Origin of the sequence: Halorhodospira sp. M38 (assembly GCF_022227985.1) — a bacterium.
Classification (GTDB): Bacteria; Pseudomonadota; Gammaproteobacteria; order Nitrococcales; family Halorhodospiraceae; genus Halorhodospira; species Halorhodospira halophila_A.
This window is the reverse complement of sequence record NZ_JAJNQP010000023.1, coordinates 1-19,712: the sequence shown is the minus strand read 5'-3', so window position 1 is coordinate 19,712 and position 19,712 is coordinate 1. Positions and strand designations below refer to the sequence as shown.

Genomic DNA, 19,712 nt, shown 5'->3' with positions numbered 1-19,712 from the left:
CGAGTGCCCATGTTTTCAGCCATCGCCAAACGCGTCTTCGGAACCCGTAACGATCGTGCGCTGAAGCGTCTGCGCAAGCGGATCGAGGCCATCAACGCGCACGAGCCGGAGCTGCAGAAGCTATCCGACGAGCAGCTTCAGGCAAGGACCGAGGCGTTCAAGGCGCGGCTCGCGCAGGGCGAGACCCTGGACGATCTCCTCGAGGAGGCGTTTGCCGTCGTGCGCGAGGCCTCGCGCCGGGTGCTGGGCCTGCGCCACTTCGATGTTCAGCTGCTCGGCGGCATGGTCCTGCACGACGGCAACATCTCGGAGATGAAAACGGGCGAGGGCAAGACCCTCGTCGCCACGTTGCCGGTCTACCTCAACGCCCTGACCGGTCGCGGCGTCCACGTGGTGACTGTCAACGACTACCTGGCCCGCCGTGACGCCGAGTGGATGGGCCGGCTCTACCGGTTCCTCGGCATGGAGGTGGGCGTGGTGGTGCCGCGCCAGCCCCGCGAGGAGAAGATCGCCGCCTACCAGGCCGATATCACGTACGGCACCAACAACGAGTTCGGCTTCGACTACCTGCGCGACAACATGGCCTTCCGCAAGGAGGACAAGGTCCAGCGGGATCTCTACTACGCGCTGGTCGACGAGGTCGATTCCATCCTCATCGACGAGGCCCGCACGCCGCTGATCATCTCCGGCCCGGCGGAGCAGGCCGGCGAGCTCTACGAGGCGATGTCCCGGCTGGTGCCGCGCCTGGAGGCGCAGAAGCCCGAGGAGCGCCCCGAGGAGACCCCCGAGCTGGGACCGGGTGACTACTACGTAGATGAGAAGGCCCGCCAGGTGTATCTCACCGAAGGGGGCCATGACCGGGCCGAGGAGCTGCTGCGCGAGGAGGGGCTCATCGGCGAGAACGACTCGCTCTACGATGCGCGCAACATCAACGTGGTCCACCATCTCAATGCGGCGCTGCGGGCCCATACCCTCTACGAGCGCGACGTCCACTACCTGATCCGGGACAACCAGGTGGTCATCGTCGACGAGTTCACCGGGCGCGCCATGCCCGGCCGGCGCTGGTCCGAGGGTCTGCACCAGGCAGTGGAGGCCAAGGAGGGGCTGCCCGTCCAGGCCGAGAACCAGACCCTGGCGTCGATCACTTTCCAGAATTACTTCCGGCTCTACGACAAGCTGGCTGGTATGACCGGCACGGCGGATACCGAGGCCTTCGAGTTCCAGCATATTTACAGCCTGGAGGTGCTCTCCATCCCCACCCACCGGCCGATGGTCCGCGCCGATCATCACGACCTGGTCTACCGCACCGCCGATGAGAAGTACGAGGCGATCATTGCGGACATCAAGGACTGCGTGCAGCGCGACCAGCCCGTGCTCGTGGGCACCACCTCCATCGAGGCCTCGGAGCGCCTGTCCAAGGCGCTCAAGGAGGCCGGCGTGGAGCACAACGTGCTCAACGCCAAGCACAACGAGGGCGAGGCGCAGATCATCGCCGACGCCGGCCGGCCGGGTGCGGTGACGATCGCCACCAACATGGCCGGCCGCGGCACGGACATCGTCCTCGGCGGCAACCTGGACCAAGAGCTGGCCGAGCTCGGCGATGACCCCGACCCGGCCGAGGTGGAGCGGCGCAAGGCCGAGTGGCAGGACCGCCACGACCGGGTGGTGAATGCCGGTGGTCTGCACGTGATCGGTACCGAGCGCCACGAATCCCGCCGCATCGACAACCAGCTGCGTGGGCGCTCCGGGCGTCAGGGCGATCCGGGGTCGTCGCGCTTCTACCTGTCGCTGGAGGATTCGCTGCTGCGCATCTTCGCCTCGGAGCGCATGTCCGGCATGCTCCAGAAGCTTGGCATGGAGCACGGCGAGGCTATCGAGTCGGGCATGGTCTCGCGGGTGATCGAGAACGCCCAGCGCAAGGTCGAGGCGCACAACTTCGACATGCGCAAGCACCTGCTGGAGTTCGACGACGTCGCCAACGACCAGCGCAAGGTGGTCTACGAGCAGCGCAACGAGCTGCTCGAGGCCGATGACGTCTCCGAGACGGTGGACGCCATCCGCCAGGACGTGGTCGACAAGATGATCTCCGAGTACATCCCGCCGGGGTCCATCGACGAGCAATGGGACGTCGCCGGGCTGGAGCGTACCCTCAAGGAGGAGTTCGGCCAGGAACTGCCCGTCCAGCGCTGGCTCGACGAGGACGACAGCCTCCACGAGGAGACCCTGCGCGAGCGCATCCAGTCCGAGATCGAGAAGGCCTACCGGGCCAAGGAGGCCGAGGCGGGTGCCAGCGTCGTGCGCCACTTCGAGAAGGCGGTGATGCTCCAGGTTCTGGACAAGCACTGGAAGGAGCACCTGGCCGCCATGGACTACCTGCGCCAGGGGGTGGGGCTGCGCGGCTATGCCCAGCGCAACCCGAAGCAGGAGTTCAAGAAGGACGCCTTCGCCATGTTCCAGGAGATGCTCGAGGGCCTGAAACGCGACGCCGTCGGCGTGCTGCTGCGCGTCCAGGTCCGCGCCGAGGAGGACGTGGAGGCCGTCGAGGAGCAGCGCCGGCAGGAGGCGGAGCGTATGCAGATGCGCCATGCCGCGCCGGCCTCCGCCGCCGCAGGCGCCGTGACTGCCGCCGGGGGGAGCGCCTCGGCGGCCGAGGGCGAGGGCGCGCGCGGCGGCGATAGCCGGCAGCAGGCCGCCGGGGGGCGGGGGCAGGAGACCGTGGCCCGCGAGGGCCCCAAGGTCGGGCGCAACGAGTCCTGCCCCTGTGGCTCCGGCAAGAAGTACAAGCACTGCTGCGGGAAGCTCTGAGATGTCGGGCGCAGATGCGGTGATCCATCCAGTGCCCGGGTTCCGCCTTGGTACGGTCTCGGCCGGTATCCGCAAGCCCGGGCGGCCGGATCTGGTGGTCATGGCCTTGCCCGGGACGGGGCATGCCGCGGCGGTGTTCACCCGCAACCGCTTCCGGGCTGCTCCGGTGCGCATCGCCGAGCGCCATCTGGCCGCCACCGCGCCGCGTTATCTGCTGATCAACACCGGCTACGCCAACGCCGGGACCGGCGAGCGTGGCGAGGCCGACGCCCTGGCCTGTTGCCGTGGCGTGGCCGAGCAGGCCGGATGCGCCGTCGAGGCCGTGGTCCCCTTTTCCACCGGCGTGATCGGTGAGCCGCTGCCCGTCGAGCGCATCACTGCCGGCATCCCCGGGGCGTTCGAGGCGCTGGAGGAAAACGGTTGGCAGGCGGCGGCGGTCGGTATCCAGACCACGGACACCCGGGAGAAGATCGCCAGCTACCAGGTGACGCTGGCCGGCGGTACCTGCACGGTGACCGGGATCGCCAAGGGGGCGGGGATGATCCGCCCGGATATGGCCACCATGCTCGCCTTCCTGGCCACCGATGCCGAGGTCTCCGATGCGGCCCTGGCCGACTGCCTGCGCCGCGCCACCGAGCGGTCGTTCAACCGCGTCACGGTGGACGGCGATACCTCCACCAACGACGCCTGCCTGCTCGCCGCCACCGGTCAGGGGCCGCAGGTGCCCGATGAGGGCGGCGATTTCGAGCGCTTCCAGGCCGCCGTCGAGGCGGTCTGCATCGATCTGGCCCGGGCCATCGCCGCCGACGGCGAGGGGGCAACGCGGCTGGTGGATGTCGCGGTCGAGGGGGCGCAAGATACCGCCGAGGCCGAGCGGGTGGCCTTTACGGTGGCGGAGTCGCCGCTGGTCAAGACCGCCCTCGCCGCGGCCGACCCCAACTGGGGCCGGATCCTCGCGGCCGTCGGCCGGGCAGGCATCGACGACCTCGACGTCGATGCCGTGGTCCTGTCCATCGGCGACCAGGTGGTTGCCCAGCGCGGTGCGGTTGCCCCCGACTACGACGAGGCGGCCGCCGCCGCGTATCTGGCCGGCTCTGAGGTGCGCCTAGGGGTGGACCTCGGCCGCGGTGGGGCGGCCGCCACCGTGTGGACCTGCGACCTCACCGCGGAATACGTCCGCATCAACGCCGAGTACCGGACCTGAGCGAGACCCGGGTGGCAGGCGGCGTCGTCCCCGAACCGATCCACGTGGCCGCTGGGGTGCTTCGCGGCGGTGATGGCCGCGTGCTCGTCCAGTGTCGGCCGAAGCACCTGGATCACGGCGGTCTGTGGGAGTTCCCCGGGGGCAAGATCGAGCCGGGCGAGTCGGTGGCCGCGGCCCTGGTCCGCGAACTGGCCGAGGAGCTGGGCATCCGGATCCAACCGGGGGCCCTGCGCATCCGTGTCCCGTGGACGTACGGCCATCGACGGGTGGTGCTTCACGTCCTCGATGTTGCCGAGTGGTCCGGGCAGCCCCACGGCCGCGAGGGTCAGAGCCTGGACTGGCTCACCGCCGAGGAGATGGGCGGTCGGGCGTGGCCGGCTGCCAACTGGCCGATCATCCGCTCGCTGCAGCTCCCCGATCGCTACCTGATCACGCCCGCAGAGCCAACCGATGAGGCTGCCTGGCTGGACCGCGTGGACGCGGCCCTGGCGTTGGGCGTACGCCTGGTCCAGCTGCGTCGCCCGGATCTGGATCCGGCGGCCTGGGTGCGCCTGGGGCGCGCCCTGCGTGCGCGTTGTGACGCCCACGGGGCGAGGCTGCTGGCCAACGCGCCGGCGGAGCAGGCCCGGGCGGTGGGGGCCGACGGCGTGCACTGGAGCAGCCGCGCGCTGGCAGCTGGGCCAGAGCGCCCGCACTGGGCGCGCTGGGTCGGTGCCTCCTGCCACGATGCCGGCGAGCTGGAGCGCGCCGCCGCCTGCGGCGCCGATTTTGCCGTGCTTTCGCCCGTGCAGTGGACGGCCAGCCACCCCGAGCAGACCGGTATGGGATGGGCGTGTTTTGCCGAGTGGGTGGCCGGGGCGCGCCTGCCGGTCTACGCCCTCGGCGGCGTGGGGCCGGCCGATATCGCGCGGGCGCGTAGCTGCGGTGGGCAGGGTGTGGCGGCCATCCGTGGCCTGCTGGCGGATCACGCCGGGGCCGGCGTGTAAGGTGGGCGCCGGTCTAGAGCGTACAGCGCGCCATTCGGAAGGAGACGTCGGCACCCACCGGTTCCGGTCGGCTGCGGGTATCCGGCTGGCGCAGGAAGCGGATGGTGACCAGGTGGCGGTTGCCGCTGATCTCGGGGATGACGCCGTTCTCGATCGGAGCCTGGAGGCGCAGCATCTGGGTGACCCGGCTGTCGTAGGGGGTGCGCTGCTGCCAGGAGCCGCCCTCGGCCACCTCGTCGGCGAATGCGCCGGCATCGCGCTGGACACGTAGGGCAAAGGTGACCGCTGCGCGCAGGTCCGCGAAGCTGTCGTACCAGCGCTGCATGTCGGCCCGCCGCTCGTCGTAGGGGCGGCTCAGCCAGCGGTGGTAGCTGGGCAGGTCGAAGTTGCAGGTGCCGGCGCCGACGCCAAAGCGCTGGGTGATCAGCCCCAGCAGCTCGTCCTCGCGCAGCTCTTGGCCCAGGGCTGCGTCGGGCTCGCCGACGCGGCGCAGCAGTTGCCGGCAGCGGTCGGTCTCCTCCTGGACCCGGGAAGCGGACCAGACGCCACGGGCGCCCATGTAGGCGGTCTCGGTGGAGAGTCGGTCGAGTTCCTTGATGACCTCCGAGCGCACTTCGCCACGCTCGAGGACGTTGAGGGTGTGGATGAACGCCTCCACCGCCATGCGGCTGTCGATGATCTGCTCGCGCTCCATGGCGGCACTGGCGGTCTCCATGAGGAATTCCAGCCGCAGCAGCGTGCGCAGGCGTTCATTCAGCGGGTGCTCGTAGACGACCCAGTCCTGGTTCTTGTCACTCATCGCGGTGCGTCTCACTCCTGATCGGGGGGTGCGCGGCGGGCCCGGGCCAGCAGCTGGCGGTGCACCTCGGCCACCTGTCCGGCCAGTGAGCCGCGCGCACGGCTGTTGTCGATGACGTAATCGGCCACGGCCAGGCGCTGGCTGCGGCTCGCCTGGCTGGCCAGTCGTTGCTCGGCCGTTTCCTGCCCGAGGCCATCGCGGGCCATGAGGCGCTCGCGCTGTTGGGCCTCTGGCAGGTCGACCACCACCACCGCGTCCATGTCGCGGTCCATGCCAGTCTCAACCAATAAAGGTACCACTGCGACGGCATAAGGGGCACGCAGGCACGCCAGTCTGGCCCGCAACCGCTGCCGGATGCGGGGGTGGAGGATGGCCTCGAGGGTGCGTCGGGCCTCGTCGTCGGCGAAGATGCGCCGACCCAGGGCGGCGCGATCGAGCTGGCCGGCCTCCGTGAGCACAGCCGCGCCGAAGGTCGCGACGACGGCGGCGAGGCCCTCGGTGCCGGGCGCCACCACCTCGCGGGCCAGCAGGTCGGTGTCGATCACCGGCACGCCGCGGGCGGCGAAGAGTCCCGCCACCGTGCTCTTGCCGCTGGCGATGCCGCCGGTCAGTCCGATGCACCGGGTCTTCGCGCGCGTTGTCATACCAGCTGCCAGGCCACGCCGGCGGGTGACAGCACCAGCAGCAGCCAGCCGGCCACGGCCAGCGCCGGGCCGAAGGGCAGGGGGTGGCCGAGGGGGCGGCTGCGCACGGCGAGCAGCACCGCCACTGCCAGCCCGGTCAGGGCGGCGAAGAGCACCAGGGCCGGTAGGGCCTGCCAGCCCAGCCAGGCCCCGAGGGCGGCGGTCAGCTTGAAGTCGCCGTAGCCCATGCCCTCGCGCCCGGTGACCAGGCGGTGACCGTGGAAGATGGCCCACAGCGCCAGGTAGCCCGCCACGGCACCGAGGATGGCATCGGTGGGTGTCGGTGAGCCGGGGTCGACGATGCTCCAGATCAGGCCGAGCCAGAGCACCGGCAGGGTCAGCGCGTCCGGGAGGAGGTAGTGTTCATAGTCGATGGCCGCCGCAGCGATCAGGACCCAGGTCAGTAGCAGCGGGCCGATGATCAGCGGGGAGAGCCCGTGGCTGGCCACGACCGTCGCCGTGGCAATGCCGGTGAGCGCCTCGATGATCGGGTAGCGCGCCGGGATGCGAGCCCGGCAGCCGCGGCAGCACCCGCGCTGGAGCAGGTAGCTCAGCAGCGGGATGTTCTCCCACGCCCGCAGGCGGCGCTGGCATTGGGGGCAGTGCGACGGCGGCCAGCCCAGGTGGTAGGTCGTCTCTGCGGCGCCCTCCGACTCGGTACCGAGGATGTCCCGGGCCTCGTGGCTCCAGCGCCGCTCGAGCATAGCCGGCAGGCGGTGGACAACCACATTGAGGAAGCTGCCCACCAGCAGGCCGAGCAGGCCGGCACCGCCCCAGATGATCCATTCGGGTAACTGATTCCACGTCTCCATGGCTCTCCGCGCCTGTGCCGGGTAACGGGCGCCCATTGTAGGGGGGGCGGATCACAGTGTCGTGCCCATGCGAAAGATCGGCAGGTAGAGTGCGCCGACCACCCCGGCGGTGATGACACCGAGCAGGACGATCAGGGCCGGCTCGAGCAGGGCGCCGGCGCGCTGAAGGCGCTCCTCCAGCCGCTGCTGATGCAGTGTCGCGGCGTCCTGGAGCATCTCCTCGAGGCGTCCGCTGTTCTCGCCGATGGCCACCAGCTGGCTGATCTCCCGCGCCTCGGGAAGGTGCTCGCGCAGGGCCGCGGCCAGTGGCTCGCCCGCCTCGATGCGTTTGTGCAGTCGGCTCAGGCGCGGCCCCAGGCCGGCGCCCCCGGCCGCATCGGCCGCGCGCGGCAGGGCTTCGAGCAGGGGTACACCGGCACCGTACAGGCGCGCCAGGGTGGCTGCCCAGCGGGCCAGTGCCGCCTCGAGCAGGAGGCCGCCGAGCCAGGGCAGGCGGGCAACGAGTGCGGCGAGTCGCTGCCGTCGGACCGGATGACGGCGCACCGCCATTGTGAGGGCCATGCCTGCTGCCAGGCCGCCGAGCACCACCACTGGTGCCGCCACGGCGAAAAGCTCGGAAGCGGTCAGCACGGCCCGTGTTGGGGCCGGCAGGGGCTCGCCCCCCTGTTGGAACAAGCCCTCGAAGCGGGGGACCACCGCCGTCAGCAGCAGGCTGATCAAGGCCAGGGCGGCTGTCGCCACCACCGCCGGGTAGCTTAGGGCGCGGCGCAGAAGTGCGACGATGGCCGCCTCGCGCTCGATCTCGGTGGCGACGCTGCCGAGGGCTGCGGGTAGGTCGCCGGTCCACGTGCCGGCGGCGAGCAGGGCGCCATGGACCGGGCGCAGCCCCGGAAACTGACTGCGGAAGGCGGTAGCCGGATCGGTGCCACGCTCGACCGCGTGGCGCACCCCGCGCAACCCCTGGCGCAGCGCCGGTGTGGGGGCCTGGGCCGCCGCCACGCGCAGGGCCTCGCTCAACGGCGCCCCGGCCTCCAGCACCGAGGCCAGCCGGCGGAGGGCGGCGGCGCGCTCGACGCTGCGCGTGCGGCGCCGCCGGGGTCGGGCCGGTTGGCGCCGCACGTCGGTCACCGCCACCCCCCACTCGGCCAGGGCGTGACGCAGGGCGGCCGGTGAATCGGCGTGGCAGCTTCCGCCCAGGCGACGCCCGCCGCGGTCGAGGCCACGCCAGCTCAGGCGGGCCAAGAGTCGGCCTCGTGGGTGACCCGACGCAGCTCGGTGGCGCTGGTCTCGCCGGCCTCCACCAGCGGCCAACCGGCGTCGTGCAGGTCCGGGATGCCGTCCGCCCGGGCGCGTGTCTCGATCTCGCGGGCCGAGGCCCCGGCGAGTACGGCATCGGCCACCGTCCGCGTGAGTGGCATGACCTGGAAGACACCGCGTCGCCCGCAGTAGCCGTCCTGACACTGTGGACAGCCGCGGCGGGCGTAGTCGCCGGGCGGTTCCGCCGCTGCCGGTTGCGCCGGCGAACTCGTGGCGTCGCGGCAGGTCGGGCAGAGGCGGCGCACCAGACGCTGTGCCACCACCAGGGAGAGGCTGGAGGCCAGATCGTGGCCAGGCAGGCCCATCTGTGCCAGGCGCTCTACCGCCCCGGGGGCGCTGCGCGTGTGCAGGGTGGAGAGGACCAGGTGACCGGTCTGCGCCGCCTTGACGGCGATGGCTGCGGTCTCGGCGTCGCGGATCTCGCCGACCATGATCACGTCCGGGTCCTGGCGCAGGAAGGCGCGCAAGGCCCGGGCGAAGTCGATGCCGGCGCGGCGGTTGACGGCCACGTGGGTCACCCCGGGGGTGTCCAGTTCCACGGGATCCTCGACGGCGCAGATGTTGCGCTCGGGGGTGTTCAGCCGGCGCAGCGCAGCGTGCAGCGTCGCCGTCTTGCCGGAGCCGGTGGGTCCGGTGACCAGGATCAGGCCGTCGGGGCGGTCAAGGGCTGCCTCCAGGGCCTGCCGGGCGGGATCGGGCAGGCCCAGGGCCTCGAGGGTGGTCGGGGCGTCCTGCTCGATCAGGCGCAAGACTAGCTTTTCGCCGTGGACCCCGGGGCAGCTGGCGACGCGGAACTGCACGCGGTGGCCGTCACCGTCGCGGGCTTCCAGGCGACCGTCCTGCGGCAGGCGCTGCTCGGCGACGTCCATCCCAGCGAGCAGTTTGATGCGCGCGGCGATGCGCCCGTGCAGGGCGGCCGGCGGGGCCTCGGCTTCGCGCAGCAGGCCGTCGATACGCAGGCGCACGCGGATCCGGTCGGCTTCCGGCTGAAGGTGGATGTCCGAGGCCCGACGCCGCACGGCGTCGGCCAGGAGACGGTCCACGAGGCGGACCGTGGCACGATCGTCATCCATGATGCGTTCTCCTTCGGCTTCGTCCCTGAAGCGAAGCTCCAGCGTAGACCGGTCGGCCCCGACGGGGGAAGGGGGCTACCAGTGGAAGCGCTGGTACCGCGGTTTGATCGGCAGCTTGCCGCGCCAGTACTGGATCAGCAGGAAGCCGACCACCATGCCGCCGAGGTGGGCGAAGTGGGCGATGCCGGCCACCGTGCCGGTGATGCCGGCGAACAACTCGAACGCGCCGTAGCCGATGACGAAGTACTTCGCCTTGATCGGGATTGGCGGGATGAGCAGCATCAGCCGGTAGTTGGGGAACATCATGCCGAAGGCCAGGAGGATGCCGAACACCCCGCCCGAGGCGCCGACGGTCGGGTAGATCTGGCCATCCGCCGCTGCCTGGGTGGCGACGAACAGCTGGACCAGACCGGCGCCGATGACGCAGATGAAGAAGTAGAGCGCGAAGGTCCGTGAGCCCCACGCGTACTCCAGGTGGACGCCGAGGATCCACATGGCGAAGAGGTTCACGAACAGGTGCAGCAGCCCGCCGTGCAGGAAGCCGTAGGTGAGCAGCTGCCAGATTTGGAAATCGGGTAGCGGCCCCATGGTCGGGGGTAGGTCCAGCCCCCCGGTCAGCGGCCAGAGTCCGAAGACGGTGATCAGCAGTTGCGGCCCGATCACGATCTGCAGCAGGAAGATGAGGATGTTCGCCGTCAGCAGGAAGCCGATGACCGGCGGAAAGTTCGACAGGGTGGGCGGGCCAGCGTTGTCCATCTCGGGGCTCGGGTCTCCAGTCGGTCTCCAGGGGTCAGTATCGCCGGTGCCCGGCTGCTTGCCTACGGCAGCGGCAGATCTTCCGGCGGGCTATCGGTGCCGAAGTGCAGGGTGATCTCCACCCGGCGGTTTTCGGCGCGCCCCTCGGCGGTCTCGTTGTCGGCGATCGGGCGGATGTCGCCGTAGCCGATGGCGCGCATCCGTCGCGGGTCCAGGCCCTGTTGCTCGAGGTAGCGCAGAACGGCACTGGCCCGCGCCGAGGAGAGCTCCCAGTTCGACGGGAACTGCTCGGTGGCGATGGGGATGTTGTCGGTATGCCCCTCCACCGACAGGCGCACCCCGGTGGCCTCGAGGATCGGGACCAGCTCGTCGATGGCGTCCTGGCCTTCAGCCTGGAGTTCGGCCCGTCCGGTCTCGAAGAGTACGGCGTCGTCGAGCCGGAAGGTGAGGGTCTCCTCCTCGCCCACGGCCTGGATGCCGGCCTCCTCGAGTTCCGCGGGGACTTCAACGGGGTCGGGCTCATCCAGCGGGGCCGGCAGCCCCTCGAGCACGCTGGGGTCACCCTCGAGGATATGCTCGCGCCCCTCCAGGACGCCGTCGCCGAGGCCCTCGCGGTCATCGTCCTCCTCCGGCTCGAGCAGTGCGAGGAGGATGACGAAAACGATCAGCAGGAGGGTGATGACGTCGAGGTAGACCAGCAGCCAGCTGTTGTCCTCCTCCTTGTCGCCCTCCGGCTGGACCTGCCGGTTGAACTGTCGGGTGCGGCGGTTGCTGGGGGTCTGCTCGGCCACGATTTGCCCCCGGGGTCAGCGCTCGGCGCCGGCGGGGCGGTCGCCGCCGCGCGCCTCCGGCCTGCCACCGCCCTGGCCGCCAGTCGGGGAGTTGGCGGCGGCCGCGGCGCGCTGGCTGGTCTCCTCGAGCTGCTGGATCAGGTCCGGGTCCCGGATCTCGTCCTTGTACTGGGCGATGAACGAGTGCAGCGTCTCGCGCATGAGGGTCGGGTTGCGCTTCTGGCACATCAGCGAGATGCCCTGGAGGATCATGTTCAGGGTCACCAGCCGCTGCTCGGTGCGCCGCTCGAGCTTCACCGCGATGGGCTTGAGGACGAGGTTGGCGAGGAGGATGCCATAGAACGTGGTCAGCAGTGCCACGCCCATCTGCTGGCCGATCTGGGCGATGTCGCCGTCGTCGAGGATGAACATCATGTTGATCAGCCCCACCAGGGTGCCGATCATGCCGAACGCCGGCGCAAAGGAGGCCATGACCCGGAAGATCTGCGCCTCGGCGTGTTCCTTGGCGCGCAGCCGCTGGATGCGCCACTGCAGCAGGTCGAGGATGTCCTCCTCCGGTGTCAGGTCGATGAGCAGCTGCACCCCGGTGCGCAGGAAGGGGTTGGCCACGTTCTCCAGCGCGTCCTCCACCGCCCGCACGTCACCCTTGAACCAGAGCTGCGAGATGCGGATCAGCTCCTCCATGTCGTCGCGGGTGTAGACGCGCTCGTTGCGGATGACGATCCACACCAGGCGGAAGACCCGCAGGACCTCGTCCATGGGGTAGGCGAGGAAGGTGGCGGCCAGGGTGCCGCCGATGACGATCGCCAAGCCGGGGAAGTTGAGGAAGACCAGCGCCTCTTCCGCGGCGATGAACAGCACGGAGCCGACCAGGATCAACCCGCCGATGATGCCGACCAGGGTAGACGGGTTCATGGGGGTGCGGCCCTCTGCTGCCTAGCCGGTGCTGCTGGTGGCGTCCCGCAGGGCGCCAAGCAGATCCTCGCGGGCGATCACGCCGACCACGCGACCTTCGTCATCGACCACCGGGAACCCCTTGGTGCGCATGTCCACCATGCGCTGCAGGACGCGGGTCAGGGGCAGGTCCGGTGGCACCGTGATGGGCTCGCGGGTCATGACCTCGTGGACCGGACGCTCCATGATGGCGTCGTAGCGCGGCACCATGGCGTCCGGGGTGAAGGTGAACGCCTTGAGCAGGTCGAGCTTGGTGGCCAGCCCGAGCAGCCGCTGCTGCTCGTCCACCACGGGCACGCCGTTGAAGTCGTGGGCGTCGAACAGGCGCTGGAGCTCGCGCAGCGGGGTCTCGTGGCCCACCGTCTTCGGCGCCGTGGTCATGTAATCGCTTACGCGGTAGCTGAGGAAGTCGTACATGGTCTCCCGTTCGCCTTGTCTGCCCCGGCGGTCGCGCCCCTCGCCTCCGACTATGACACGCCCGCGCGGGGCGAGACCAGACGCCTCAGCGCGAACTCCGCGCCCCGCTGCTGCGCCGGCGCGAAGACGGTCCACGTCCGCTCTGCCCCCCGGAACGGCGCGGGCCTCCGCCGTTGCGCGGCTTGCGCGGCATCTTCGGCGGCGCCAGCTCGGCGAAATACTCCTGCGGCGGCGGCGCCGAAGGGATCTTCTCGGTCAGGTACGCCTCGATGTCCGGCAGCGAGAAGACGTATTCATCGCAGGCCAGGGAGATGGCATCGCCGCTCTCGCCGGCACGCGCCGTGCGCCCGATGCGGTGGACGTAGTCCTCCGGATCGTTGGGCAGGTCGAAGTTGATGACGTGGCTGACGGCGTCGATGTGCAGCCCGCGAGCAGCCACGTCGGTGCCGACCAGCACCGGCAGATCGCCGCTGCGGAAGCGTTCAAGCAGCTGTTCGCGCTTGTTCTGCGGGATGTCGCCGGAGATGACCGCCGCCTCGATGCCGTTGCCCTTGAGGTAGCCCACCAGGCGCTCGGCGGCGCGCTTGGTGTTGGCGAAGATCAGGGTACGCCGTGGGTCGATGTGCTGCAGCAGCCCGACCACGAAGGAGGTCTTGTCCTCCTTGGCCACGTGGTAGAGCGTCTGGCGGACGTGATCGGCGGTGCGCTGCTCGCTCTCTACCGCCACCCGGGGTGGGTCGCCCATATGCTCCCAGGCCAGCTCCATGACCCGGTAGGAGAGGGTGGCGGAGAACAGCAGGTTGAGCCGCTGCTCGGCCCGGGGCATGCGCCGGAGCAGGAAGCGGATGTCCGAGATGAAGCCGAGGTCGAACATGCGATCGGCCTCGTCAAGGACCACCACCTCGATGTTGCGCAGGCTGAAGACCTTCTGCTTGTAGAAGTCGATGATCCGCCCGGGTGTGCCGATGATGACATCGACCCCGTCCTGGAGCTGCTGGCGCTGCGAATCGTAGCCGGTGCCACCGTAGACGGCGGCGAACTTCAGGCCGGTGTAGGCACCGATCTGCTCGGCGTCGTGGTAGATCTGCAGGGCCAGCTCGCGGGTCGGGGCGAGCATGATCGCCCAGGGGCCGACGGCGTCCTCGTCCACCGGATGGCTCATCAGATGGTGGAGGGTGGCGATGACAAAGGCGGCGGTCTTGCCGGTTCCGGTCTGCGCCTCGCCGGCGATGTTGCCGCCGGCCAGCGTCCGGGGCAGGGTCTCCGCCTGGATCGGGGTGCAGTGGGTCAGGCCCGCGTCATCGAGTCCGTCGAGCACCGCGTCGTGGATGGGTAGGTCGGTAAAACGCTGATCGGTCAGGTGAGTTTCGCTCATGCCGTTCAGGGTACCGGACTCCGCCGCCGCCCGCTAGCCGCCGGGCGGCTCTCCCTGTACGGTGTCCGGCGTAAGGTGGCCGATTGGCGGGAGGTCCCGTGGTCTGGGCAACGAGCAGGGCGCCGCGGCGCGAGGTGTTCGGCTGGGCGATGTTCGATTTCGCCAATCAGGCCTACACCCTGCTGATCATCACCGTCATCTACGGCGACCTGTTCACACGGGTGATCGTCGGCGACGGCGGCGACGACTACCGGCTGGGCAACCTACTGTGGAGCACGGCGCTGGCGCTGAGCTATCTGGGCGTGGTGGCCACCGCGCCGATCTTCGGCGCGGTCATGGATTACGCGGCGGCCAAGCGCCGCTTCCTTTTCCTCAGCTATATCACCACCGTCGCCGCCACCGCGGCGCTCTACTGGGTGGAGCCGGGATACGTCGTCCTCGGTTTCGTGCTGATCGTGATCTCCAGTTACGCCTACTCCATGGGCGAGGCGTTCATCGCCGGTTTCCTGCCGGATATCGCCGGGCCGCGGGAGATGGGCCGGGTCTCGGGGCTGGGCTGGTCGCTGGGCTACATCGGCGGGCTGTTCGCCACCGCGTTCACGGTGCTGGTCCTCGGCGAGGTCAGTGAGGAGAACTTCGACCGCATCCGCTGGGTGGGGCCCTTCGCCGCCGCGTTCTTCCTGATCTGTGCCATCCCCACCTTCCTGTGGCTGCGCGAGCGCGGCCAGGCGCGCCGGCTGCCGGCCGGGCGGGGCTATATCCGGCTCGGTGCCGAGCGTGTCGGGCGCACCCTGCGCAGCCTCGGCTACCTGCGCGATCTGGCCGTGTTTATGGTCTCACTGCTGATGGCCATGTCGGGGCTGGCCATCGTCATCGCCTACGCCTTCATCTACGGGGCCCAGGTGATCGGCTGGGACGAGCGGGCCCGGCTGATCATGTTCGTGGTGACCCAGTTCTCGGCGGCGGCCGGCGCCATCGGCTTCGGCCTGACCCAGGATCGTTTCGGTGCCAAGCGCACCTACATGGTGACCCTGGTGATGTGGGTGGCGGCGATCCTGCTGATTTGGCTCACGCCGGAGCTGACCGAAGCGCTCAACCGCTGGCTGGGCACGCAGTGGCAGGCACAGTACGTGTTCCTCGCCGCCGGGGTGGCTGCCGGCCTGGCCTTAGGCTCGTGCCAGTCCGCCGGGCGGACGCTGGTGGGCCTGTTCGCACCGCCGGGGCGCGCCGCGGAGTTCTTCGGGTTCTGGGGGTTGGCGACCAAGCTGGCCGCCGCCGGCGGCTTGGTCGGCGTTGGTGCGCTGCAGGCGGCCGTCGGCCTGCAGTCGGCGATTCTGCTGTGTGCGGTGCTGTTCGCCGGTGCCTTCTTGGTCGCCCTGGGGGTCGACGAGGCGCGGGGTCGGGCACGGGGACAGGCTTTGGTAGAGTGAGGCGGGTCGGAATCGATACAGGGAGGGGCCGTCGTGGCCGAGCGTGTCTGGGTTTGTACCGTGTGTGGCTGGATGTACGACGAGAGTCAGGGGGTCCCGGACGAGGGGATCGAGCCGGGGACTGCCTTTGAGGATCTGCCGGAGGGCTTCCTATGCCCGGAGTGCAGCGCCGGCAAGGAGGCCTTCGAGCCGATGGAGGTGTGAGGTCGACGTGGAGAAGCGAGCAAGTCAACTGACGGGGGTCTACGCGGTGACCCAGCCCCGCCCCGATCTTGAGGATGCCGTGGCGGCCGTGCTGCGCGGCGGGGTGGGGATCGTCCAGTACCGCGATAAGGGTGACGACGGCGAGCGTCGGCGGCGTGAGGCGACGGCGCTGCGTCGGCTCTGCGCGGACGCGGATGCCCTGTTCTTGGTCAATGATGACGTGGCCCTGGCCGAGGCCGTCGGGGCCCACGGGGTCCACCTGGGCCGCGACGACGGCTCCGTGACAGCGGCCCGGCAGCGGCTGGGCGATGCCGCCTGGATCGGCGTATCGTGCTACGACGACCTGGAGCGGGCCCGCCGGCTGGTGGCCGAGGGGGCGGACTACGTGGCCTTCGGCAGTGTCTTCCCCTCGCCGACCAAGCCGGAGTCCGGCCTGGCGCCCATGGAGCTGCTGCGCACCGGGCGCGAGGCCACGGGCTGTCCGACCGTCGCCATCGGCGGGATCGACGCCGGGAACCTCCACGAGGTGGCCGCCGCAGGGGCCGACGCCGCTGCCGTGGTCAGCGCGCTATTCGCCGCCGAGGATGCGGAGGCGGCGGCCCGGCAGCTCGTCGCCCAGTGGCAGCGCAGTCGGTAGAATCCCGTCCCGAGACCGAATCACAAGACAAGAGGAGTACCCATGCAGCGCACCCATCAGTTGTTCCAGCAGGCCCGGGAGCTGATCCCCGGCGGTGTCAACTCCCCGGTGCGCGCGTTCAAGGGGGTCGGCGGCGAACCGATCTTCTTCGAGCGCGGCGAGGGGCCGTACATGTGGGACGTGGACGGCAAGCGCTACGTCGACTACGTCTGCTCTTGGGGGCCGCTGGTCGCCGGTCACGCGGATCCCGAGATCGTCCGGCGCGTGCAGGAGACCGCCGCGCGTGGGCTGTCCTTCGGGACCCCGGTGGAACTCGAGGTGGAGATGGCCCGCACCCTCTGCCAGCACGTGCCGTCGCTGGAAATGGTGCGCCTGGTCAACTCCGGCACGGAGGCGACCATGAGCGCCCTGCGCCTGGCTCGTGGCTTCACCGGGCGCGACAAGATCGTCAAGTTCCAGGGCAATTACCACGGCCACGTCGACGCGCTGCTGGCCCAGGCCGGTTCCGGGGCCCTGACCCTCGGCGTGCCCGGGTGCCCCGGCGTCCCGGAGGCCGTGGTCGCCGAGACCCTGACCGTGCCCTACAACGACATCGAGGCGGTGGAGCAGTGCTTCAACGAGCATGGTAGCGAGATCGCCGCGGTGATCGTCGAGCCGGTGGCCGGCAACATGAACTGCGTGCCGCCGGTGCCCGGTTTCCTGGAGAAGCTGCGCGAGGTCTGCGACCGCACCGACGCCCTGCTGATCTTCGATGAGGTCATGACCGGCTTCCGCGTCGGGCCGCAGTGCGCCCAGGGGCGCTATGGCATCACCCCGGACCTGACCTGCCTGGGTAAGGTGGTCGGCGGCGGCATGCCGGTGGGCGCCTTCGGCGGCCGGCGCGAGATCATGGAAGGGTTGGCCCCCACCGGTGGCGTCTACCAAGCCGGGACGCTCTCCGGCAATCCGGTGACCATGGCCGCCGGGCTGGCGACCCTGGAGCGGATCACCGCCCCGGGGGCGTTCGAGGGTCTGGAGCAGACCACCACGCGCGTGGTCGACGGCATCAAGGAGCGGGCCGATGCCGCCGGCATCCCGCTGGCCACGAACCAGGCCGGGAGCATGTTCGGCCTGTTCTTCACGGAAGACGCGCCGGTCACCCGCTTCGACCAGGTCAAGGCCTGCGACCTCGAGGCGTTCAACCGCTTCTTCCACGCCATGCTGGAAGAGGGCGTCTACCTGGCGCCGGCGGCCTTCGAGGCCGGCTTCGTCTCGCTGGCCCACGACGACACGGCGGTGCAGGAGACCCTGGACGCCGCCGAGCGTGCCTTCGCCCGCGTCTAGGCGGGTGCGGGCGCGCGCGGGTGGGCCGCTGCCGGCCCGGACCTGCGCATCCACGGATCCGGCGGGGCTGCGGCCCCTCCGGATCTTTTTATCTGCGGGCAGGTCTGTCCCGAGCGGGGACCGACAGCCTGGAGCAGCGAACTGATGGATCTCTCCTGGATCGCCGGTCTGCTCGACTGGGTGGCGGCCCACCCGGGCTGGGCCACCTTGGTCATCTTCCTCATCGCCCTCTGCGAGGGGGTGGTGGTGGCCGGTCTGATCGTCCCCGGTGCCACGCTGCTGTTCTTCGCGGGGGCCCTGGTGGGCACCGGGCATCTGGAGCTATGGCCGAGTCTGGTCGCCGCCTTTTCCGGGGCTTTCGTCGGCGACTCCATCAGCTATTGGCTCGGTCGCCACTTCGGCGATCGGCTGCGCACCTACTGGCCGCTGCGCCGCTACCCCGGTGCCCTCGCCAAGGGGGACGCCTTCTTCGCTGCTCACGGTGGCAAGAGCCTCTTCTTTGGTCGTTTCGTGGGCCCGGTGCGGGGGATCATCCCGGCCATCGCCGGCATGATGAACATGCCGCCGCGGCCCTTCCTGCTCGTGAACCTGGTCTCGGCGGTGCTCTGGGCGCCGGCCTACCTGCTGCCAGGGATGGTCTTCGGCGCCTCGCTGGCCGTGGCCGCATCGGTGTCGCTGCGCCTTGGGGCGCTGCTGCTGATCGCCCTGATCGCTGTTTGGGCCGGCTGGTGGCTGGCGCGCCACCTGATCGCGCCGCGCCTGCGCCGGGCGGCGGCCCTGATCGCCTGGCGGGCCCGGGCCTGGGGACGGGTTCATCCGGTGGCCGCCCAGGTGCTTAGTGGTCCGCGCCACGCCCTGCGCGCATTCAGTTATGGCGCCGGGTGGATCTGGTGGGCGGCGCTGCTCGCCCTGATGGTGCTGACCCTGTACCAGGGGTGGTGGGGCGGGCCGACGCTGGTGGACGAGGCGCTGCTGGCGGTGCTGATGAGCGAACTGGATACCGGCCTGCGCGCGGCTTTCGTCATGCCGGCCCTGCTCCTCGAGCCGCAGGCCTGGGTGCCGGCCTGGCTGGCCGGGGTGGCCTGGGTGGCCTGGGGCGGTCGCCTGCGGGTGGCCGCCGTGCTCGGCCTGATCGTCCCTGCAGCGGCCCTGTTGGCGGTGCTGCTGGGGGTGGTCAGTGGCAACTTGAGCACCGCCACGCTCTACCGCGGCGCCCCACCGCTGGCCTTCCCGTCGCCGGCGCTGGCCGGCTTCACGACGCTGGTCCTGGCCTCAGGGGTCCTGGCCACGGTGGCCTACGGGCCGCTGCGCCGCCCGGTGCAGGTGGTGGGGGTGGGGATCCCGCTGCTGGCCGCAATCGGCGGTGTGGTGGTCGGGGATTTGTGGCTGGCGGATGCGGTGGGCGGCCTGCTGCTGGGCGTGGTCATCGCCGGGCTGGTGGTGCTGGCGCGCACGGCTTCACAGCGGCGCCTTCCGGAGCGAACCTTGCCGGCCATCGTGGCCCTGGTCCTGGTGGCTGGGGTGGTGGTGAAGGCGGCGTTGATCCTCCCCGAGGAGCGCCAGCGCTTCGTCGCCCAGGCCGATCCGCCGGAGCTGACGGTTGCCGAGTGGCTGGAGGTGGGGCCGGCGCACCCGTTCGGACGGGAACTGCGTTGGCTTGACGGCGGCCGCCGTGCGGTGGACCTGCAGTGGTTGGCGGAGCCGGAGACACTGGTTGCCCGGCTCGATGAAGCCGGCTGGCAGGAGCCCCAGCGCCGCCTCTACGGGGCGTTGCGCTGGTTGCAGCCGGAGCCGGATCTGTACCGAATGGCGCCGCTGCCGCGCTGGTACCGGGGGCGTCTGCCGGCGCTGATTCGGGTGATACCGGCCGATTCGGAGCGACGGTTGGTACTGCGCCTGTGGCCGGCGCCGATGAGCGTCACGGGCGAGGCGGCATCGGTGTGGCTGGTCAGCCTGGAGGTGGAGCGCATCCAGAGCGGCTGGCCGGTGGCGGCGATCCAGTCTCGGCCGGTGACACCCGGTGAGCGCATCCGTGTGGTGGATCGGCTGTTGACCACGGGGGATCTACGCATCCTGGAGCCGGCACAGCCGATCCGCATCTTGCCCGCCCGGGCCCTGTCCGGCGACGCTGGTCGCTGACCCCCCG

At 70.4% G+C, this 19,712-nt stretch carries 18 protein-coding genes; 8 read left to right on the top strand and 10 right to left on the bottom strand.

Going from position 1 to position 19,712, the window contains the following annotated elements; translation table 11 throughout:
• Window positions 1-9: 9 nt before the first annotated feature.
• Genes secA through LRA98_RS11300 form a run of 3 tightly spaced genes read left to right on the top strand, consistent with a single transcriptional unit; the run spans window position 10 to window position 4,995 of the window.
• Window positions 10-2,805, top strand: a complete 2,796-nt coding sequence (secA, locus tag LRA98_RS11310) for a preprotein translocase subunit SecA (RefSeq protein ID WP_238634018.1) — start codon at window positions 10-12, stop codon at window positions 2,803-2,805.
• 1 nt (window position 2,806) lies between these two features.
• Window positions 2,807-4,009 carry a bifunctional glutamate N-acetyltransferase/amino-acid acetyltransferase ArgJ gene (gene argJ, locus LRA98_RS11305; RefSeq protein ID WP_238634019.1) on the top strand — a complete coding sequence of 401 codons (1,203 nt, stop codon included), beginning with the start codon at window positions 2,807-2,809 and terminating at the stop codon, window positions 4,007-4,009.
• Between the two features lie 11 nt (window positions 4,010-4,020).
• Window positions 4,021-4,995 carry a Nudix family hydrolase gene (locus LRA98_RS11300; RefSeq protein ID WP_304119030.1) on the top strand — a complete coding sequence of 325 codons (975 nt, stop codon included), beginning with the start codon at window positions 4,021-4,023 and terminating at the stop codon, window positions 4,993-4,995.
• A gap of 13 nt (window positions 4,996-5,008) precedes the next feature.
• On the opposite strand, the gene zapD is transcribed toward LRA98_RS11300, so the two are convergent.
• The 10 genes from zapD to LRA98_RS11250 form a co-directional block, all read right to left on the bottom strand.
• Window positions 5,009-5,794 (bottom strand): cell division protein ZapD, encoded by a 786-nt coding sequence (gene zapD / locus LRA98_RS11295; protein ID WP_201172209.1) that lies wholly within the window; start codon window positions 5,792-5,794, stop codon window positions 5,009-5,011.
• Between the two features lie 11 nt (window positions 5,795-5,805).
• Window positions 5,806-6,438: a dephospho-CoA kinase gene (gene coaE, locus LRA98_RS11290; protein ID WP_201172208.1), complete on the bottom strand. Its 633-nt coding sequence runs from the start codon at window positions 6,436-6,438 to the stop codon at window positions 5,806-5,808.
• Complete coding sequence (locus tag LRA98_RS11285) at window positions 6,435-7,289, bottom strand: prepilin peptidase (RefSeq protein ID WP_238634020.1); 855 nt, start codon at window positions 7,287-7,289, stop codon at window positions 6,435-6,437. The genes coaE and LRA98_RS11285 overlap by 4 nt, the downstream gene beginning before the upstream one ends.
• 51 nt (window positions 7,290-7,340) lie before the next feature.
• A complete protein-coding gene (locus LRA98_RS11280) occupies window positions 7,341-8,531 on the bottom strand; it encodes a type II secretion system F family protein (protein WP_238634021.1) in 1,191 nt (396 codons plus the stop codon).
• Window positions 8,519-9,679, bottom strand: a complete 1,161-nt coding sequence (locus LRA98_RS11275) for a GspE/PulE family protein (protein WP_238634022.1) — start codon at window positions 9,677-9,679, stop codon at window positions 8,519-8,521. Before LRA98_RS11275 ends, LRA98_RS11280 begins: the two co-directional genes overlap by 13 nt.
• A 75-nt stretch (window positions 9,680-9,754) precedes the next feature.
• Window positions 9,755-10,435, bottom strand: a complete 681-nt coding sequence (locus LRA98_RS11270; RefSeq protein WP_201172200.1) for a rhomboid family intramembrane serine protease — start codon at window positions 10,433-10,435, stop codon at window positions 9,755-9,757.
• A gap of 62 nt (window positions 10,436-10,497) precedes the next feature.
• Window positions 10,498-11,226 carry an OmpA family protein gene (locus tag LRA98_RS13185; RefSeq protein WP_201172198.1) on the bottom strand — a complete coding sequence of 243 codons (729 nt, stop codon included), beginning with the start codon at window positions 11,224-11,226 and terminating at the stop codon, window positions 10,498-10,500.
• 15 nt (window positions 11,227-11,241) lie between these two features.
• Complete coding sequence (locus LRA98_RS11260; protein ID WP_238634023.1) at window positions 11,242-12,141, bottom strand: motility protein A; 900 nt, start codon at window positions 12,139-12,141, stop codon at window positions 11,242-11,244.
• Window positions 12,142-12,162: 21 nt separating this feature from the next.
• Window positions 12,163-12,597: a CBS domain-containing protein gene (locus LRA98_RS11255; RefSeq protein ID WP_201172183.1), complete on the bottom strand. Its 435-nt coding sequence runs from the start codon at window positions 12,595-12,597 to the stop codon at window positions 12,163-12,165.
• Window positions 12,598-12,682: 85 nt separating this feature from the next.
• Window positions 12,683-13,972: a DEAD/DEAH box helicase gene (locus LRA98_RS11250; protein ID WP_238634024.1), complete on the bottom strand. Its 1,290-nt coding sequence runs from the start codon at window positions 13,970-13,972 to the stop codon at window positions 12,683-12,685.
• Window positions 13,973-14,121: 149 nt separating this feature from the next.
• Between LRA98_RS11250 and LRA98_RS11245 the strand changes: the two genes are divergently transcribed.
• The 5 genes from LRA98_RS11245 to LRA98_RS11225 all read left to right on the top strand — a co-directional run bounded on the left by LRA98_RS11245 (window position 14,122) and on the right by LRA98_RS11225 (window position 19,705).
• Window positions 14,122-15,402, top strand: coding sequence for an MFS transporter (locus LRA98_RS11245; RefSeq protein WP_238634027.1), 1,281 nt, complete (start codon window positions 14,122-14,124; stop codon window positions 15,400-15,402).
• A gap of 33 nt (window positions 15,403-15,435) precedes the next feature.
• On the top strand, window positions 15,436-15,606 hold the full coding sequence (locus tag LRA98_RS11240) for a rubredoxin (protein ID WP_201172163.1): 171 nt from the start codon (window positions 15,436-15,438) through the stop codon (window positions 15,604-15,606).
• A 7-nt stretch (window positions 15,607-15,613) separates the two neighbouring features.
• A complete protein-coding gene (gene thiE, locus LRA98_RS11235; RefSeq protein WP_201172160.1) occupies window positions 15,614-16,243 on the top strand; it encodes a thiamine phosphate synthase in 630 nt (209 codons plus the stop codon).
• 42 nt (window positions 16,244-16,285) lie between these two features.
• Window positions 16,286-17,566, top strand: a complete 1,281-nt coding sequence (hemL, locus tag LRA98_RS11230) for a glutamate-1-semialdehyde 2,1-aminomutase (protein ID WP_201172158.1) — start codon at window positions 16,286-16,288, stop codon at window positions 17,564-17,566.
• A 144-nt stretch (window positions 17,567-17,710) separates the two neighbouring features.
• Window positions 17,711-19,705 (top strand): DedA family protein, encoded by a 1,995-nt coding sequence (locus tag LRA98_RS11225; protein WP_201242690.1) that lies wholly within the window; start codon window positions 17,711-17,713, stop codon window positions 19,703-19,705.
• Window positions 19,706-19,712: the final 7 nt, after the last annotated feature.

Coding starts and splice junctions, on each gene's coding strand:
- secA (WP_238634018.1), top strand. CDS start 10: ATGTTTTCAGCCATCGCCAAACGCGTCTTCGGAACCCGTAACGATCGT.
- argJ (WP_238634019.1), top strand. CDS start 2,807: ATGTCGGGCGCAGATGCGGTGATCCATCCAGTGCCCGGGTTCCGCCTT.
- zapD (WP_201172209.1), bottom strand. CDS start 5,794: ATGAGTGACAAGAACCAGGACTGGGTCGTCTACGAGCACCCGCTGAAT.
- coaE (WP_201172208.1), bottom strand. CDS start 6,438: ATGACAACGCGCGCGAAGACCCGGTGCATCGGACTGACCGGCGGCATC.
- LRA98_RS11285 (WP_238634020.1), bottom strand. CDS start 7,289: ATGGAGACGTGGAATCAGTTACCCGAATGGATCATCTGGGGCGGTGCC.
- LRA98_RS11275 (WP_238634022.1), bottom strand. CDS start 9,679: ATGGATGACGATCGTGCCACGGTCCGCCTCGTGGACCGTCTCCTGGCC.
- LRA98_RS11270 (WP_201172200.1), bottom strand. CDS start 10,435: ATGGACAACGCTGGCCCGCCCACCCTGTCGAACTTTCCGCCGGTCATC.
- LRA98_RS11260 (WP_238634023.1), bottom strand. CDS start 12,141: ATGAACCCGTCTACCCTGGTCGGCATCATCGGCGGGTTGATCCTGGTC.
- LRA98_RS11255 (WP_201172183.1), bottom strand. CDS start 12,597: ATGTACGACTTCCTCAGCTACCGCGTAAGCGATTACATGACCACGGCG.
- LRA98_RS11250 (WP_238634024.1), bottom strand. CDS start 13,972: ATGAGCGAAACTCACCTGACCGATCAGCGTTTTACCGACCTACCCATC.
- LRA98_RS11245 (WP_238634027.1), top strand. CDS start 14,122: ATGTTCGATTTCGCCAATCAGGCCTACACCCTGCTGATCATCACCGTC.
- hemL (WP_201172158.1), top strand. CDS start 16,286: ATGCAGCGCACCCATCAGTTGTTCCAGCAGGCCCGGGAGCTGATCCCC.
- LRA98_RS11225 (WP_201242690.1), top strand. CDS start 17,711: ATGGATCTCTCCTGGATCGCCGGTCTGCTCGACTGGGTGGCGGCCCAC.